The following is a 16,304-nucleotide window of genomic DNA, read 5'->3' on the forward strand; positions in this document are numbered from 1 at the left end:
CGGCGGAGGTCTGATGGGTACGCGCAGTGGGACGATCTCGGTACCGGGTACCGCCGCGCTCACTCAGATCGGCAAGCTCTCCACCCTCGGCTGGGAAGTGCTCCTCGCGATTCCCCGGCGCCCGTTCCAGTTTCGCGAGTGGATCCAGCAGTGCTGGTTCTTCGCGAGCGTGACGATCCTGCCCACGGCGCTGGTCGCGATCCCGTTCGGCGCGGTGATCGCGTTGCAGCTGGGGTCGCTGACCGAGCAGATCGGCGCGCAGTCCTTCACGGGCGCGGCGAGCGCGCTGGCGATCGTGCAGCAGGCGTCGCCGTTGATCACCGCGTTGCTGGTGGCCGGTGCCGGCGGCAGCGCGGTGTGCGCGGACATCGGGGCGCGCAAGATCCGCGAAGAGATCGACGCGATGGAAGTGCTGGGCGTGAACCCGGTGCAGCGCCTGATCGTGCCGCGGGTGCTGGCCGCGATGCTGGTGTCCACCCTGCTCAACGGTCTGGTCAGCGTGGTCGGCGTGCTGGGCGGCTATTTCTTCAACGTGGTGATGCAGGGCGGCACGCCGGGCGCGTACCTGGCGAGCTTCAACGCTTTGGCGCAGCTGCCGGACCTCTACATCAGTGAGATCAAGGCGCTCCTGTATGGGTTCGTGGCCGGCGTGGTCGCGGCGTATCGCGGGCTGCATCCCGCGGGCGGGCCGAAGGGTGTCGGTGACGCGGTGAACCAGGCCGTGGTGATCACGTTCCTGCTGTTGTTCCTGATCAACGTGGTGCTGACCGCGATCTACCTGCGGGTCGTGCCGGCGAAGGCGCTGTGATGACGACGACTGTGGACACCGAGGAGCGGCCGGACAAGCTGCTGGAGGCGATCGCCCGGCCCGGCGCGATCTTCGAGGGCATGGGCGGCCAGCTCTCCTTCTACGTGCGCGCGCTGGCGTGGTCGCCACGCGTGCTTCGGCGCTACCTCAAGGAAACCCTGCGCCTGCTGACCGAGGTCTGCTTCGGCACCGGCGGGCTCGCGGTGATCGGCGGCACCCTCGGCGTGATGATCGGCATGACCATGTTCACCGGTCTGATCGTCGGTATGCAGGGTTACGCCGCGCTGAACCAGCTCGGCACGGCCGCGCTCACCGGCTTCATCTCCGCGTACTTCAACACCCGCGAAGTGGCGCCGCTCGCGGCCGGGCTCGCGCTGTCGGCGACTGTCGGTTGTGGATTCACGGCGCAGCTGGGCGCGATGCGGATCTCCGAGGAGGTCGACGCGCTCGAGGTGATGGGCATCCCGAGCATGCCATACCTGGTGACCACGCGCGTGCTGGCCGGGGTGTTCGCGGTGATCCCGCTCTACGCCGTCGGCCTGCTCTCCTCGTACCTCGCGTCGCGGCAGGTCACCGTCTGGCTGTACGGGCAATCGGCCGGCACGTACGACCACTACTTCAATCTCTTCCTGCCACCGGGCGACGTGCTGTGGTCGTTCCTGAAGGTGATGATCTTCAGCGCGCTCGTGATCCTTTCGCACTGTTACTACGGCTACAACGCGTCCGGCGGGCCGGCCGGTGTCGGCGTGGCCGTGGGGCGCGCGGTGCGGACGTCGATCGTGCTGATCTCGGTGCTGGACTTCTTCCTCAGCCTGGCGATCTGGGGCGCCACCACGACGGTGAGGATCTCCGGATGAGCCGTCAGGCGCTGCGCCGCAGACTGTGGCACCAGGTGCTCGGGTTGGTGTTCCTCCTGGTGTGCGCCATGTTCTTCGTGACGACGGTCGCGGCGTACAAGAAGGAGTTCACGCCGGTTTCGATGGTGCGGCTGGAAACCGACACGGTCGGCAACCAGCTCGCCGAGGGCTCGGACGTGAAAGTGCGCGGCGTGGTGGTCGGTGAGGTGCGCAGCGTGCACGCGCTCGGCGATCACGCGGCGCTGGAACTGGCGCTGCAGCCGGACATGCTCAGCCAGATCCCGTCGAACGTCTCCGCGCGGCTGCTGCCGAAAACCCTGTTCGGCGAACGGTATGTGGCGTTGCAGATCCCGCAACAGCCCTCGACCCAGCACATCCAGGCCGGCGACGTCATCACCCAGGACCGCTCGAGCTCGGCGATCGAGCTGGAGAAGGTGCTCGACGACGTGATGCCGCTGCTGCAGGCCGTGCAGCCGGAGAAGCTGTCCGCGACGCTCAGCGCGGTGTCCACGGCTTTGCAGGGCCGGGGCGAGGAACTGGGGCAGACGCTGGTGAACGTCTCGGACTACCTGGGGCAGCTGAACCCGTCGCTGCCGAACATCAAGGCCGACATCACCAGTTTCGCCAACGTCACCGACATCTACAACAAGGCCGCGCCGGACTTCCTCAACGCGCTGTCCGATCTCACCACCACGAGCAAGACCCTGGTGGACGAAAAGCAGCGGCTCTCTCAGCTCTACAGTTCGGTGACCAACCTGTCGGTGGACCTCGGCAGCTTCCTGAAGGTCAACGAGAACAACATCATCGCGCTCACCACCACGTCACAGTCCACTTTGGACGTGCTGGCGAAGTACGCGCCGGAGTACCCCTGCATGCTGCAGCAGTTCGCCGAGTCGGTGCCCCGCGCGTACGAGGCTTTCGGCGCGGGCACGGACCAGCGCAACCACGTGACGATCCGGTTCGTCGCCGACCGCACCAAGTACGAGCCGGGCAAGGACGAACCGCAGTACACCGACAAACGCGGCCCGAGGTGCTACCCGCAGGTGGCCCCGCCGGGGCGCTGGCCGCAGTATCCGCCGGACGGCCCGGTGCAGGACGGTTCGACGCATCCCGCGGTGCCGCCGGGGGAGAACACCCCGCTGCCCAGTGACGGCATCATCGACGGCGGTTCGGGCACCACCGGTTCGGTCGCGAACTCGACCGCGGAGCAGAAGCTGATCGACGTGCTGGTGGCGCCGACGCTCGACACCACCCCGGAGGCGGTGCCGGGCTGGGCGGGGCTGCTCGTCGGGCCCGTGTACCGCGGGGCGGAGGTGGACGTCCATTGAGGAACTTCGTCGCCCCGCTGGTCAAAACCCTGATCTTCGCCGTGGTCACCGTGCTGCTGACCGGGATTCTCGGCGCCACGATCGCGAACACCGACTTCGGCGTCACCTCCACCTACACCGCGCGGTTCACCGACGCGTCGGGCTTGCACGAGGGTGACGACGTCCGGATCGTCGGGGTCAAGGTGGGCCAGGTGGACAAGATCACCGTGGCGCAGGAAGGGGACTCGAACCTCGCGGACGTCCACTTCACCGTCTCGCAGTCGTACAAACTCCCCGCCGCCACCACGGCGACGGTCAAGTACCGCAACCTGGTCGGCCAGCGCTACCTCTCGCTCGGGACCACTGTGGACGGTGGCGGCCAGCTCGCCGCGGGCAGCACGATCCCGCCCGAGCGCACCCAGCCGGCACTGAACCTCACGGTGCTGTTCAACGGGTTCAAGCCGTTGTTCCAGGCGCTCGACCCGCAGCAGGTGAACCAGCTCTCCTACGAGATCATCCAGACTTTCCAGGGTGAAGGCGGCACGATCGACAGCCTGCTCACGCACACCGCGTCCATCACCACCGCGATCGCGGACAAGGACAAGGTGATCGGCCAGGTCATCGACAACCTCAACAACGTGCTGGCCACGGTCAACTCGCGCGGCCCGCAGCTGTCCAACCTGATCGACCAGACGCAGCAGCTGGTGAGCGGGCTTTCCGCGCAGCGCGAACCGATCGGCAACGCGGTCTCCGCGCTGTCGAACCTGACGCAGGTGACGGCCGGGCTGGTGCAGGACGCGCGCCCGTCGCTGAAGGACGACATCTCCAGCCTCGGCCTGCTCTCGCAGAACCTGTCGGATTCGAGCCAGCTGCTGGACGAGCTGCTGCAGAAGATGCCGGGCAACCTGGAGAAGTTCACGAGGACCCTGAGCTATGGCAGCTGGTACAACTACTTCCTCTGCAACCTCTCGGGCACCATCGGCATCTCCTCGCTGAACATCACGCTGCCGCTGCTGCCCCTGCCCGCGACCCAAGAGCCGGAAAGGTGCCAGTCGTGAAGGCACTCCGCGAACGCAACCAGGCCGCGGTCGGCGCGGTGACACTCGTGCTGATCGTGCTGGTCAGCATGGTCTCGTACTTCTCCGACGACCTGCCGCTGCTGGGCACCGGGACCACGTACCAGGCGTACTTCAGCGAGTCGGCCGGGCTGGAGCCGGACAACGAGGTGCAGGTGGCCGGGGTGAAGGTCGGCGAGGTCAGCTCGGTCGCGTTGCAGGGCAAGAAGGTCCTGGTGAAGTTCAAGGTCGAGAACACGCGCGTCGGCGACCAGACCACGGCGGGTATCGAGATCAAGACCCTGCTCGGCGAGAAGTACCTGGCGCTGACCCCGAAGGGCAGCGGCACGCAGAGCCCGGACAGCCCGATCCCGGTCGAGCGCACCACCACCCCGTTCCAGCTGCAGGACGCCTTCCAGCAGTTGTCGAGCACGGTGGGCGACATCAACACCCAGCAGCTGGCGCAGAGCTTCGACGCGGTATCGGACGCGCTGAAGGACACGCCGGAGCCGTTGAAGAACACGCTGAACGGGCTGTCCGCGTTGTCGAAGACGGTGTCCTCGCGCGACCAGGAACTGTCCACTCTGCTCAACAACACCAGCCAGGTCTCGAAAACGCTCGCCGACCGCAACACGCAGCTGACGCAGGTGATCAACGACGGCAACCTGCTGCTGTCCGAGCTGCAGCAGCGCCGCGACGCGATCAGCGCGCTGCTCAAGGGAACGCAGGACCTTTCGGCGCAGCTGAGCGGGCTGGTCGCGGACAACCGCGAGCAGTTGCGCCCGACGCTGGAGAAGCTCGGCGACGTCACCGACGTCCTCCAGCAGAACCAGGACAACCTCGGCCGCAGCCTCCAGCTGCTCGCCCCGTTCACCCGGGTCGGCACCAACGCCACCGGCAACGGGCGCTGGTTCGAGGGCTATATCTGCGGCCTGCTGCCACCGGTGATCAACACCGGCGGGGCGACGGTCAACCCGGACGGCTGCACCCCGCCGCTTTCGGCGCCGGACCAGGGGGTGAGCGGCCAGTGACGGTCCAGACCAGAACCGGGCGCAGCGTGTACCGCTGGGTCGCCGCGGGCTGCGTGCTCGCGCTCCTGCTGACGGCGGGCCTGTGGCTGGTGTTCCGCGATCAGGGCGGTACCAGGGTTTCCGCGTTGTTCGACAAGACCGTCGGGCTGTACTCGGGTTCCTCGGTGCGGGTGCTGGGCGTGAAGGTCGGCCAGATCACCGACGTGACCCCGCAGGGCAACGTGGTCAAAGTGGACATGCAGGTGGACCCCGGGGTGCAGATCCCGGCGAACGCCAGTGCCGTGGTCATCGCGCCGAGCCTGGTCAGCGACCGCTACGTGCAGCTGACCCCGGCGTATGACACCGGCCCGGTGATGGCCTCGGGCACGCTGATCCAGCAGGACCACACGGCGACGCCGATGGAGCTGGACGACCTCTACGGCAGCCTGGACAAGCTGTCCACCGCGCTCGGCCCGAACGGCGCGAACTCGAACGGCGCGCTGTCGAACCTGCTGAACACCGCGGCGCAGAACCTCGACGGGAACGGCAAGAACCTCAACGACACCGTCACCCAGCTTTCGGATCTCTCGCGCACCTTGGACGACTCGAAGGGCGACCTGTTCTCCACGGTGCGGAACCTGCAGTCCTTCACCACGACCCTCGCCGACAGCGACAACCAGCTCAACGAGTTCTACTCGCGGCTCTCGAACGTCACGGGATTCCTCTCCGCGGACTCCGAGGACGTCGGCAAGGCGTTGTCCTCATTGGGTAATTCGCTCGGTGACGTGCAGCAGTTCGTCGAGGAGAACAAGGACGGGCTGACGTCCAATGTGGACAAACTGGCGAGCGTGAGCAAGGTGCTGGTGGACGAGCGGTCCGCGCTCGCCGAGGTGCTGGACACGGCGCCGACCGGGATGACGAACTTCATCAACTCCTACGACGCGGCCTCGGGCAGCATCGCGATCCGGTACAACGCCAACGAGCTGACCAACCCGCTGTTCACCACGCTGTGCAGGCTGATCAAGGCGGGCACCCCGACCGGGCTGCCGCAGGTGGTCGGCAACCTCTGCTCGGATCTCGCGCCGGTGGTGGACGGGCTCACCAACAACCTGTCGCTCTCCCAGCTGGCGGCCGACATCCAGAGCGGCAAGCTGCCACCGCTGCCGATCACGCCGCTGATTTCCGTGCCGGAGCAGGGGATCTCATGAAACGCATCCTCCTGCTGTCCGCGGTGCTGCTGCTCGTCGCCGGGTGCGGATCCGGCGGGTTCAACGGGCTCTACAGCACCCCGCTGCCCGGCGGCGCCGACCTCGGCGACCACCCGTACCAGGTGACGGCGCAGTTCGCGGACGTGCTGGACCTCGTGCCGCAGGCGAGCGTGAAGGTCAACGACGTCGCGGTCGGGCGGGTGGACCGGATCGACCTCGCGCCGGACACCCGCTCGGCGCTGGTGGTCATGCACGTGAACGGCGATGTGCACCTGCCGGGGAACGCGTACGCCGACCTGCGCCAGTCGAGCCTGCTCGGCGAGAAGTACGTGGAGCTGCGTGACCCGACGGGCCAGGACGCCACCGGCACGCTGGACAACGGGGCGACGATCCCGCTGGCCCGCACCAACCGGAACCCGGAGGTCGAAGAGGTCCTCGGCGCGTTGTCGTTGCTGCTCAACGGCGGCGGGGTGAACCAGCTCGCGGACATCACCAAGGAGCTGAACAAGACGCTCACCGGCAACGAGGCGGAGATCCGCACCCTGCTGTCCAGAGTGGACGATCTGGCCACCGAGCTGGACGGGCAGAAGAGCGACATCATCCGCGCCATCGACGGGCTGAACCGGTTGTCCAGCACGCTGGTCTCACAGTCGGCGAACCTGCAGAACGCGCTCGACAACCTCGCGCCGGGGCTGCAGGTGGTCAACGAGGAGCGCGACCAGCTGGTCGGCATGCTGCAGTCGTTGAGCCAGCTTTCCGGGGTCGCGGTGGACACGGTCAACAAGAGCAAGAGCCAGCTGATCGACAACCTGCGCGCGCTCACCCCGACGCTGACGAAGCTCGCGGAGGCGGGGCAGAACCTGCCGACGGCGCTGAAGATCCTGCCCACGTACCCGCTGCCCGACGTGGCCGGTGACGTCGTGAAGGGCGACTACGCCAACGTGTCGGCGCGGGTGGACCTCGACTTCTCCGAGATACTGCAGAACATCGAGAACGCGCAGTGGCCGCCGGGGACGAAACCGGCCGACACCAGCACTTCGACGTCGAGCACCTCGACGTCCACCGCGTCCTCGCCACCGCTGCCGCTGCAGATCCAGCCGTCCACTTCGGACACCCAGAAGTCCGGCGGTGGCGTGCTGGGCAACCTGCTCGGCAGCCTGCTGGGAGGTGGCAGCTGATGTTCACCAGGACGCACTGGGTGAAACTGCTGATCTTCGGGCTCGTCGCGGTGCTGTCGGTCGGCTACGCCGGGGCGAAGTACGCCGGCCTGGACAGGCTGTTCGGCGCGCGCGGGTTCGTCGTCACGGCGCAGCTCGCGGACTCCGGCGGGATCTTCGTGAACGCCGAGGTGACCTACCGCGGCGTGGCCGTCGGCAAGGTGACCGGGATGCACCTCGACCCGCAGGGCGTGACGGTGGATCTCGACCTGGACACGGGCACCCAGGTGCCGGAGGACACGCAGGCGGTGGTGGCGAACCGGTCGGCGGTCGGGGAGCAGTACGTCGATCTGCGGCCCACCCACGAGAACGGCCCGTACCTGCACGGCGGTTCGGTGATCCAGCGGGACAAGACGGCGCTGCCGTTGTCCCCGGACACGGTACTGGCCAATTTGGACAGTCTGGTGTCCAGCGTGAACCCGGCCGATCTGCAGACGGTCGTGAACGAGACGTACAACGCGTTTTCCGGGACAGGGCAGGATCTCCAGCAGCTGCTGGACTCCGCGAACTCCTTCACCGACACCGCGAAGGAGAACCTGCCGCAGACGACCCAGCTTCTCGCCGACGGCCGCACCGTGCTGAAGACGCAGGAGAAGCAGTCGCAGAACATCAACGACATCGCGCAGGGCCTGAACAAGATCGCGGGCCAGCTCAAGACGTCGGACCCGGATCTGCGCAAGGTGGTCGAGCAGGCGCCGGCGCTGGCGGACAACGTGGACGGCATCCTCGCCACCTCGGGCACGGACATGGGCGTGCTGATCGCGAACCTGCTCACCACGTTCCAGGTCACCTCGGTGCGCACGGACGCCATCGAGGAGGAGCTGGTCGCCTTCCCGGTGATCTCGGCGTTCTCCCGGTCGGTGGCGTCGAACGGTGAGGGGCATTTGGGGCTGGTGCTGAACTTCTTCGACCCGCACTCTTGCACGAAGGGGTACGAGGGAACGCAGCAGCGCCCGGCCAGCGACACCAGCGACGCGCCGGTGAACATGCAGGCGTACTGCGCGGAGCCGCCCGGCAGCAAGACCGAAGTCCGCGGCGCGGCGAACGCGCCGTACGCGGGCGCCGCCCCGACTCCGGCGCAGACGGCGCAACCCACGCAGTCGTCGTCCGCCCCGGCCGAGTCCACGTCCGGCACCGCGCAGCTTCCAGGTGTCCTGAACATGGTGACTTCGACCGTGCAGCAAGGAATCGGACAGCTGCTGGGGCTGCCGGGATGATTAAGGGCCGGTTGCCGACGTGGTTGGGCGCGCTCGCCGTGGTCGCGGTGCTCGTGGCCGGCTGGTTCGGCTGGTCATGGTGGAGCACGGCGCACGACGCGACGGAGCTGCGCGCGCGTGACCGGGACGCGGTGCTGAGCGCGGCGTCGGATGCCTTGGTGGCGCTGAACACCGTCGACTACCACAACCCGGAACCGGCGGTGGACCGGTGGATCTCGGTCACGACGGGGCAGCTGGGGAACTCGCTGTCCGGGGACAAGAAGACGCAGCTCGACAGGGCGACGCAGAGCAAGACGGTGGCTTGGGCGTCGGTCGACCAGGCCGCTCTGACGGCGCTGGACCAGAACGCGGGCACGGCGCGGGTGATCGCGGTGCTCGACGTCCACCTCGGCACCAACGACGCCGCCCCGAAGGACTCGCGCGCGCGGTTGAACGCCGCGCTGACGCGGACGCCGCAGGGCTGGAAGGTCAACTCCGTGCAGGCGGCGTCATGAGGGACTGGCTCGGGTTCCGTAAGTGGCCGCGGCGGGTGCTGGACGCGCTGGCTGCCCGGAAGCGCGCCATCAAGCTCGGCGCGGTGGGTGCGGTGATCGTGCTGGCGGCCGGTTTCTCGGTGCTGGCCGGGCTGAACTCCGCGCGCAGCGACAACGCGGCCGTCGCGGACACGGCGGCCACGGGCGAGGTCGTGGACCAGGTGAGCGCCGCGGTGAAGTCCATTTTTTCCTACGACTACGACAATCTCGATCGCACCCAGCGCGCCGCGACGAACGTGCTGGTGGACGCCGCCGTAGGCCAGTACCAGGCGAGTTTCACCGCTGCGAAGCAGCAGGCGACGGAGCAGAAACTGGTGCGCAGCACCACGATCGGCTCGATCGGCGTGCAAGAGCTGAGCGGTTCGGACGCGCGGCTGCTGCTGTTTCTGAACCAGCAGACCCTGAACACGGCGAACAACCAGCAATCCTCAGCCGCGGCGTGCTTGTCGGTGGTCGCGAAGAAGGTCGACGGCACCTGGAAAATCGCGAGCATGACAGCGCTGTGAGCGGGATTATGGCCGCATGGACGGAAAGGCCCACCTCGAAGACCTGATCGCCACGCGGCTCGACGCGGATGCGCTCTCGTGGCGGGAAATCCTCCAGGTTTCGCACGATTTGATCGCGTCGGGCGCACTGGACCCCGCCGAAGCGGGCGAAATCCTGGAGGAGGTGCGGGAGCGGCTGGTGCGCGAGGGAAAGCTCAAGGTCCGCCGCGTTTCGGCTTCGGCGTCGGTCCGGCACACCGCGAAAGCCGTCCGGCGTGCCGGACCGGCACCCGCGGGCGACGGCCCTTCACCGAAATCCCCATGATCCACGGTCTGCCTTGGCACGCCCGCGACGACACCGGCGCCCAGCACGGCCGCGCGGGCGAGACGGGCGTGGTCACGGGCGTCGGCCGAACCGCCCGCACCTTCACCGTCGCCGGGAAGGGGAGGTGACGTTCGGGCACCGCTGAGCTACTTCTGGTAGATGCCTTCGATCGTGCTGGCGTAGTTCTTCGTCACCACATTGCGCTTCAGCTTCAGGCTCGGCGTGATCTCGCCGCCCGCCTCGGTGAAGTCCTTGGCCAGGATGACGAACTTCTTGATCGCCTCCGCGTGCGACACCTGCTTGTTCGCCTCGTCCACGGCGGCTTGCACCTCGGCGCGAAGGTCGGGGTCGTCGGCGAGGTCGGCCACCGTCGCGCTTTCGGGCTTGCCGTGCTGCGACTTCCAGGCCGGGAAGAACTCCTCGTCGACGGTCACCAGCACCCCGATGAACGGCCGCCGGTCGCCGACCACCATCGCCTGGCTGATCACCGGGTTCGCGCGCAGGGTGTCCTCGAGCCCGGACGGGGCCACGTTCTTCCCGCCCGCGGTGACGATGATCTCCTTCTTCCGCCCGGTGATCTTCAGGAAGCCCTCGTCGTCCAGCTCGCCGAGGTCACCGGTGTGGAACCAGCCGTCCTCCAAGGATTCCTTGGTCGCCTGCTCGTTGTTGAAGTACGCGTCGAACACGACGTCGCCCTTCAGCAGCACCTCGCCGTCCTCCGCGATGCGCACCGAAGTGCCCGCGACCGGACGCCCCACGGTGCCGACCCGGAACGCCGTCTCGGTGTTGACGTTCGCCGCGGCGGAGGTCTCGGTCAGGCCGTAGCCCTCGAACACCGGCACCCCGATGCCGCGGAAGAAGTGCGCGAGCCTGCCGCCCAGCGGCGCCCCGCCCGACACGGCGGCGATGCACCGGCCGCCCAGCGCCGCGCGCAGCTTCGCGTACACGAGCTTGTCGAACAGGAAGTGCTGCGCCTTGAGCCCGAGCCCGGCGCTGCCCTTCTCCTTCGCCTCGCTGTACGCGACCGCGACGGCCTCGGCCTTGTCGAAGATGGCGCCCTTGCCTTCGCTGTGCGCCTTCTGCTTCGCGGTGTTGTAGACCTTCTCGAACACGCGCGGCACGGCCACCACGAACGTCGGGCGGAACGTGCCGAGGTCGGCGACGAGGTTCTTCACGTCCGGGGTGTGGCCCAGCGTGACGCGCGCCGTGATCGCCGTCAGGGCGATGGCGCGGGCCAGCACGTGCGCGAGCGGCAGGAAGCACAGCAGCGAGTTGCCCTGCTCCATCAGCTGCGGGAAGGCATCGATGTCGGCGCGGATCTCGGCCAGCAGGTTGCGGTGGGTCAGCTCCACGCCCTTGGGCCTGCCGGTGGTGCCCGAGGTGTAGACGATCGTCGCCAGGTCACCGGCCTGCACGGAACGCCGGCGCTCGTGCACGACGTCGTCGGCCACCTTCGCGCCCAGCGCCGTCAGCTCGTCGATCGCCGGGTTCGCGTGGGTGCCCTCGATCTGCCAGGTGTACTTGAGCTCGCCCAGCCTGTCGCGCACCTTGTCGACCTCGCCGTGGTGCTCGTCGGTCTCGACGAACACGCCCTTGGCGCCCGAGTCGGAGAGGATCCAGTGCACCTGCTCGGCCGAGGAGGTGTCGTAGATCGGCACCGTCACCCCGCCCGCGGCCCAGATCGCGAAGTCGATGAGCGTCCATTCGTACCGGGTCTTGGACATCAGGCCCACCCGGTCGCCACGCTCGATCCCGGCCTCGACCAGGCCCTTCGCGACCGCCATGACCTGCGCCGCGAACTCGCGTGCGGTCACGTCCAGCCAGGAGCCGCCGTCCTGCTTCCGGAAGCTGATCGCGTCGCCGAAGCGTTCGGCGTTCGCCCACAGGATGTCGCCCAGGTTCTCGTCGTCGGCAACCGGCTTCGCTGCCGGGGCGCTGTACTCGCGCACGGGTGACCTCCGCCTTCTCCGGTGTTACTCGCCAGTCAACTTAGCGGCAGCACCACCTTATGACCAACTGGCGTACCTCATGCCATTCTGACACCCGTGAGCACGCTGAACGGTGCACCGCCCGCCATCGACGTCGTGGACGAGACCTTCCTCGCGGTGCCTGCCGGTACGGTCGCCGCCGCCTTCGCCGATCGCGCCGCCTGGCGCCGGTACTGGCCCGACCTGCTGCTGGAGGTCTACACCGACCGCGGGGACGAAGGTCTCCGCTGGACGGTCAAGGGAGCGTTGACCGGGACGATGGAGGTGTGGCTGGAGCCCAAGCTCGACGGCACCCTCCTGCACTACTTCCTCCGCGCCACTCCGCCAGGGCAGCCCACCCCGAAGGACCTGCGCCGCGAGTACGACAAGCGCGCCCGCGCGGCCAAGGCGATCGCCTTCGGGCTCAAGGAGGTCCTCGAGGACGGCCGGGAGCCGGGAATTCCTCCCCAGTAACCTTCTCCTCATGCGGGTTCATGTGGTGTCCGACGTGCACGGAAACGCCGAGGCACTGGCCCGGGCCGGTGACGGGGCCGACGCGCTGATCGTCCTCGGCGATCTGCTCGACTTCGTCGACTACCACCAGCACGACCGCGGGATCCTGGGCACGCTGTTCGGCCCGGAGAAGGTCTCGACCTTCGCGCGGCTGCGGCGCGAGGCAGCCGCGAGGAGTCGCTGGCCTTCTCTCGTTCGCTCTGGTCGACGCTCGAGGACCCGGCCTCGGCGGTCGACGACGCCATCCGGCTCCAGTACGCCGAGCTGTTCGCGGCGATGACCGCGCCCACCTACGCCATCGCCGGCAACGTGGATTCGCCGGATCTGTGGCCCGAATTCGCCGGGCAGGGCGTGCGGATCGTGGAGGGCGAGGTCGTCGAAATCGGCGGGCTGCGGTTCGGGTTCATGGGCGGTGTGGTGCTGCCCGCGGGCGCGCCGCCCCGGCGCAAGAACCCGGTGTGGCGGCCTTATCTGCGTCAGCGCGAGGAGTTCGACGAGGCCGTCGGGAAGCTGACGGACGTGCAGGTGCTGTGTTCGCACGCGCCGCCGGCTTTCCCCGAGCTGACCTACGACGTGATCGCCCGCAGGCACGAGCTCGGCTCCACGGCACTGCGAGAGTTGATCACCCGGCAGCAGCCGCGGTGGTCGGTGTTCGGCCATGTGCACCAGCCGCTTTCGCCCAGGCTGCGGGCCGGGCGGACGGAGTGCCGTAACGTCGGTCACTTCAAGGTCACCGAACGGCCCTACGTCCTGCGGTGGTGAAGGGCGCTGGCCCTGTAACCTTTCGCGCATGGCCTGATGTTGCAGTGACACAGTCCATGGGTAAGTGCCTGCGGTGGTGGCCGGGCTCTTCCCTGTAACCTTTCGCGCATGGCCGACCAGTCCACTCAGTCCATCGAGGTCGACGCGCCGCCCGAGCAGGTCATGGCGGTGATCGCGGACTTCGGCGCCTACCCGGAATGGGCCAAGCAGGTCCAGCAGACCGAGGTGCTCGCCACCGACGACGACGGGCGCGCCAAACAGGTCCGGCTGACCCTGGACGCCGGGCCGATCAAGGACGTCTACACCCTCGAGTACGACTGGGCCGCGGACGGCCGCTCGGTCAGCTGGCATCTGGTGAAGGGCCAGATGCAGAAGGCCCAGAACGGCCGCTACGAGCTGGCCGACCTCGGTGGCCGCACCCGCGTGACGTACACGCTCTCGGTGGAGCTGGTGCTTCCGATGATCGGGCTGTTGCGGCGCAAGGCGGAGAAGATGGTCATGGACACCGCGCTCAAGGAGCTCAAGCGCCGGGTCGAGGACCTTTCCTGAGTATGCGGCTGCTGCTGTTCACCGGTAAAGGGGGCGTCGGCAAGACGACCCTCGCCGCGGCGACGGCGGCCGGGCTCGCCGCGAAGGGCCACAAGACGCTGGTCGTCTCCACCGATCCCGCGCATTCGCTCGGCGACGCGTTCGGCCGCGCGCTGACGGCCGAGCCCACCGAGGTCGAGCACTGCCTCCACGGCGCGCAGATCGACTCGCGCGGGCTGGCCGACGACATCTGGCAGGACCTGCGCGGGAAACTCACCGGCGCGCTGGCCGGCGCGGGCATCGACACGCTGGACGCCGAGGAGCTCACGGTGCTGCCCGGGGTGGACGAGCTGCTGGCGCTGACCGAGGTGCGGCGGCTGGCCGAGTCCGGGCGGTGGCACACGGTCGTCGTGGACTGCGGGCCGACGGCCGAGACATTGCGGCTGCTCGCGCTTCCCGAGGCGATTTCCGGGTACCTGGGCAAGATGTGGCAGCTCAAGCTCGCGGGCGGCCGCGGCACGGTCGAGTCGGTGCGCCGGCTGGCCGGGCATCTGGAGTCGCTGCGCCTGTTGCTGACCGACCCGGCGATCACCAGTGTCCGGCTGGTGCTGACGCCGGAACGGGTCGTGGTCGCGGAGGCCCGGCGCACGCTCAGTTCGCTGGCGCTGCGTGGGATCCGGGTCGACGGCGTGATCGTGAACAGGCTGATGCCCGCGGCCCGCGCGTGGCGTGGCCCGGCGGCGTCGTGGATGCGGGCGCGGCGCAAGCAGCAGGACGCGGTGCTGGCGGAACTGGACAGCGCCGGGCTGGGCGAGTTCTCGCGCGTCGAGCACCGCGCGGTGGAGCCGGTCGGTGTCGATCCGCTGCTGGAGATCTCGACCGAGCTTTATGGACAGTCGGATCCGTTGCTGGGTAACGGTTCCGAGGTCGGTTCCCTGCTTGAAGTGTCCGAAGTGGACGGCGGGTTCGAGCTGCGAGTGGCGATGCCGCTGGCGCGTGCCGCCGCGGTGGAGCTGGCCAGGGTCGACGACGATCTCGCGATCACCGTGGACGGGCACCGGCGGCTGGTGGCGCTGCCGGAAGCGCTGCGGCCGTGCGAGATCACCGGCGCCGCGTCCGATCAGCGCGGACTGCTGGTTTCGCTGAGCAACGCCGGGAGGCGCTGATGACCGAGGCCGACGGGGCGAGCCTCGCCGAGGAGATCCGGCTGCTCGTCGAGATGGTCGTGGAACGCGCGGCGCCGTGGCTCGAAGGCGTGGTCGCCGCCGGGCACGGGCCCGCGACCGAACGGGAAAGCACCGACTGCGGCTGGTGTCCACTGTGCGCGGTCGTCGCCGTGGTGCGCGGGGAGAAGCCGGAGTTCGCGGCTCGTGTCGTGGAACAGCTGGCGCAGCTGGTGGCGCTGCTCCGGGCGGTACTGGCCGATCGGTGGGATCCTGAGGCCGGATTCCACATGCCCGGGTTCCGCCCGGCGGCCAGGCAGGAGCCGGAGCCGTCGCGTGTGCAGCGGATCCCCGTGCGGTGGCGGGGCGAGGAGGAGTAGGTGCACGCGGTCGGCCTCGATGTCGGCGGGACGAGTGTGCGTGCCGCCGTGGTGGACGAGCAGGGGTCCATTCTGGACACCGCGCGGGTGGGGACGCCCAGCGGGGAAAGTGCTTTGGAGGACGCCATTTCCGGCGTCATCGAAGAGCTGCGCAACCGGCACGAGAACGTGGGCGCGGTCGGGCTCGCGGTGGCCGGGTTCGTCGCCGGCGACCGGCGCACGGTGATGTTCGCGCCGCATCTGGCGTGGCGGGCCGCTCCGGTGGCGGACCGGATAGCGAAGCGCGTCGACCTGCCGGTGACCCTGGAACACGACGCGAACGCGGCCGCGCTCGGCGAGCACCGGTTCGGCGCGGCGCGTGGCGCGCGGGTGGCGGCGCTGGTGGCGATCGGCACCGGGATCGGCGCGGGACTGTTGCTGGACGGGCAGATTTACCGCGGCGGGTTCGGGGTGGCGCCGGAGCTGGGGCATCTGACGGTGGTGCCCGGCGGGCGCGCGTGCCCGTGCGGGAAGTACGGCTGCCTGGAGCGGTACTGCAGCGGCACGGCGCTGGCGGCGACGGCGATCGAGCTGCTGGCGCGATACCCGGGGCAGTCGACCTTGCTGGCGCGGGAGATGTCCGGGGATCCGGGGTCGATCACCGGCAGGCGCGTGGCGGGCGCGGCGCGTGACGGGGATCCGATCGCGCAGCGCGCGGTGGCGGAGCTGGCGAAATGGCTCGGCGAGGGATTGGCGCTGGTGGCGGACGTGTTCGACCCGGAGATCGTGGTGATCGCGGGCGGGGTGTCCGGTTCCGCGCCGCTGTTCCTCGACGAGGCGCGTGAGCACTACACGGCGGCGATCACGGGTGCGCGGCATCGGCCGCTGGCCCGCATCCGCACCGCCCACCTCGGCGACGACGCGGCGATGGTCGGCGCCGCGGCACTCGCACTCGAAGCCGCCTGAGCGCTCCCGCCCCCACCCCCGCCG

18 protein-coding genes and 1 pseudogene are annotated in these 16,304 nt (G+C 68.8%); 18 read left to right on the forward strand and 1 reads right to left on the reverse strand.

The window, feature by feature from the left end; translation table 11 throughout:
- Positions 1 to 13: 13 nt before the first annotated feature.
- The 12 genes from FPZ12_RS38790 to FPZ12_RS46945 are packed head-to-tail and all read left to right on the forward strand — an operon-like array spanning position 14 to position 10,150.
- Positions 14 to 808 carry an MlaE family ABC transporter permease gene (locus FPZ12_RS38790; protein WP_144755101.1) on the forward strand — a complete coding sequence of 265 codons (795 nt, stop codon included), beginning with the start codon at positions 14 to 16 and terminating at the stop codon, positions 806 to 808.
- Positions 808 to 1,665 carry an MlaE family ABC transporter permease gene (locus FPZ12_RS38795; protein ID WP_144755104.1) on the forward strand — a complete coding sequence of 286 codons (858 nt, stop codon included), beginning with the start codon at positions 808 to 810 and terminating at the stop codon, positions 1,663 to 1,665. Before FPZ12_RS38790 ends, FPZ12_RS38795 begins: the two co-directional genes overlap by 1 nt.
- Positions 1,662 to 2,993, forward strand: coding sequence for an MCE family protein (locus FPZ12_RS38800; RefSeq protein WP_144755107.1), 1,332 nt, complete (start codon positions 1,662 to 1,664; stop codon positions 2,991 to 2,993). Before FPZ12_RS38795 ends, FPZ12_RS38800 begins: the two co-directional genes overlap by 4 nt.
- The gene (locus FPZ12_RS38805; protein WP_144755110.1) at positions 2,990 to 4,030 is read left to right on the forward strand and encodes an MCE family protein; all 1,041 of its coding nucleotides are present in this window, start codon (positions 2,990 to 2,992) and stop codon (positions 4,028 to 4,030) included. Before FPZ12_RS38800 ends, FPZ12_RS38805 begins: the two co-directional genes overlap by 4 nt.
- Positions 4,027 to 5,058, forward strand: a complete 1,032-nt coding sequence (locus FPZ12_RS38810) for an MCE family protein (protein WP_144755113.1) — start codon at positions 4,027 to 4,029, stop codon at positions 5,056 to 5,058. The genes FPZ12_RS38805 and FPZ12_RS38810 overlap by 4 nt, the downstream gene beginning before the upstream one ends.
- On the forward strand, positions 5,055 to 6,245 hold the full coding sequence (locus FPZ12_RS38815; protein ID WP_144755116.1) for an MCE family protein: 1,191 nt from the start codon (positions 5,055 to 5,057) through the stop codon (positions 6,243 to 6,245). Before FPZ12_RS38810 ends, FPZ12_RS38815 begins: the two co-directional genes overlap by 4 nt.
- Positions 6,242 to 7,423, forward strand: a complete 1,182-nt coding sequence (locus tag FPZ12_RS38820; RefSeq protein WP_144755119.1) for an MCE family protein — start codon at positions 6,242 to 6,244, stop codon at positions 7,421 to 7,423. The genes FPZ12_RS38815 and FPZ12_RS38820 overlap by 4 nt, the downstream gene beginning before the upstream one ends.
- Entirely contained in the window at positions 7,423 to 8,679 is a 1,257-nt protein-coding gene (locus tag FPZ12_RS38825) for an MCE family protein (RefSeq protein ID WP_144755122.1), read from the forward strand. The genes FPZ12_RS38820 and FPZ12_RS38825 overlap by 1 nt, the downstream gene beginning before the upstream one ends.
- An 11-nt stretch (positions 8,680 to 8,690) precedes the next feature.
- Positions 8,691 to 9,173 carry a hypothetical protein gene (locus FPZ12_RS38830; protein WP_341771260.1) on the forward strand — a complete coding sequence of 161 codons (483 nt, stop codon included), beginning with the start codon at positions 8,691 to 8,693 and terminating at the stop codon, positions 9,171 to 9,173.
- Complete coding sequence (locus FPZ12_RS38835; protein WP_243770249.1) at positions 9,170 to 9,718, forward strand: hypothetical protein; 549 nt, start codon at positions 9,170 to 9,172, stop codon at positions 9,716 to 9,718. Before FPZ12_RS38830 ends, FPZ12_RS38835 begins: the two co-directional genes overlap by 4 nt.
- A gap of 16 nt (positions 9,719 to 9,734) precedes the next feature.
- Positions 9,735 to 10,022: a hypothetical protein gene (locus FPZ12_RS38840; protein ID WP_144755127.1), complete on the forward strand. Its 288-nt coding sequence runs from the start codon at positions 9,735 to 9,737 to the stop codon at positions 10,020 to 10,022.
- Positions 10,019 to 10,150, forward strand: a complete 132-nt coding sequence (locus FPZ12_RS46945; protein WP_279537848.1) for a hypothetical protein — start codon at positions 10,019 to 10,021, stop codon at positions 10,148 to 10,150. The genes FPZ12_RS38840 and FPZ12_RS46945 overlap by 4 nt, the downstream gene beginning before the upstream one ends.
- 18 nt (positions 10,151 to 10,168) lie before the next feature.
- On the opposite strand, the gene FPZ12_RS38845 is transcribed toward FPZ12_RS46945, so the two are convergent.
- Positions 10,169 to 11,971, reverse strand: a complete 1,803-nt coding sequence (locus FPZ12_RS38845; RefSeq protein ID WP_144755130.1) for an AMP-dependent synthetase/ligase — start codon at positions 11,969 to 11,971, stop codon at positions 10,169 to 10,171.
- Positions 11,972 to 12,076: 105 nt separating this feature from the next.
- On the opposite strand from FPZ12_RS38845, the gene FPZ12_RS38850 reads away from it, so the two are divergent.
- From FPZ12_RS38850 to FPZ12_RS38875, 6 genes and pseudogenes are all read left to right on the forward strand, one after another.
- Positions 12,077 to 12,463 carry a polyketide cyclase / dehydrase and lipid transport gene (locus tag FPZ12_RS38850; RefSeq protein ID WP_144755149.1) on the forward strand — a complete coding sequence of 129 codons (387 nt, stop codon included), beginning with the start codon at positions 12,077 to 12,079 and terminating at the stop codon, positions 12,461 to 12,463.
- A gap of 10 nt (positions 12,464 to 12,473) precedes the next feature.
- Positions 12,474 to 13,264, forward strand: a pseudogene (locus FPZ12_RS38855) (metallophosphoesterase family protein).
- A gap of 108 nt (positions 13,265 to 13,372) precedes the next feature.
- On the forward strand, positions 13,373 to 13,813 hold the full coding sequence (locus FPZ12_RS38860; RefSeq protein WP_144755133.1) for an SRPBCC family protein: 441 nt from the start codon (positions 13,373 to 13,375) through the stop codon (positions 13,811 to 13,813).
- 2 nt (positions 13,814 to 13,815) lie between these two features.
- Positions 13,816 to 14,958 (forward strand): ArsA family ATPase, encoded by a 1,143-nt coding sequence (locus tag FPZ12_RS38865; RefSeq protein ID WP_144755136.1) that lies wholly within the window; start codon positions 13,816 to 13,818, stop codon positions 14,956 to 14,958.
- Complete coding sequence (locus FPZ12_RS38870) at positions 14,958 to 15,335, forward strand: hypothetical protein (RefSeq protein WP_144755140.1); 378 nt, start codon at positions 14,958 to 14,960, stop codon at positions 15,333 to 15,335. Before FPZ12_RS38865 ends, FPZ12_RS38870 begins: the two co-directional genes overlap by 1 nt.
- Positions 15,336 to 16,280, forward strand: coding sequence for an ROK family protein (locus FPZ12_RS38875; protein ID WP_150980703.1), 945 nt, complete (start codon positions 15,336 to 15,338; stop codon positions 16,278 to 16,280). It begins immediately after the preceding gene.
- The last annotated feature ends 24 nt before the right edge of the window (positions 16,281 to 16,304 follow it).

The sequence above is a fragment of the Amycolatopsis acidicola genome (assembly GCF_007713735.2).
Classification (GTDB): domain Bacteria; phylum Actinomycetota; class Actinomycetes; order Mycobacteriales; family Pseudonocardiaceae; genus Amycolatopsis_E; species Amycolatopsis_E acidicola.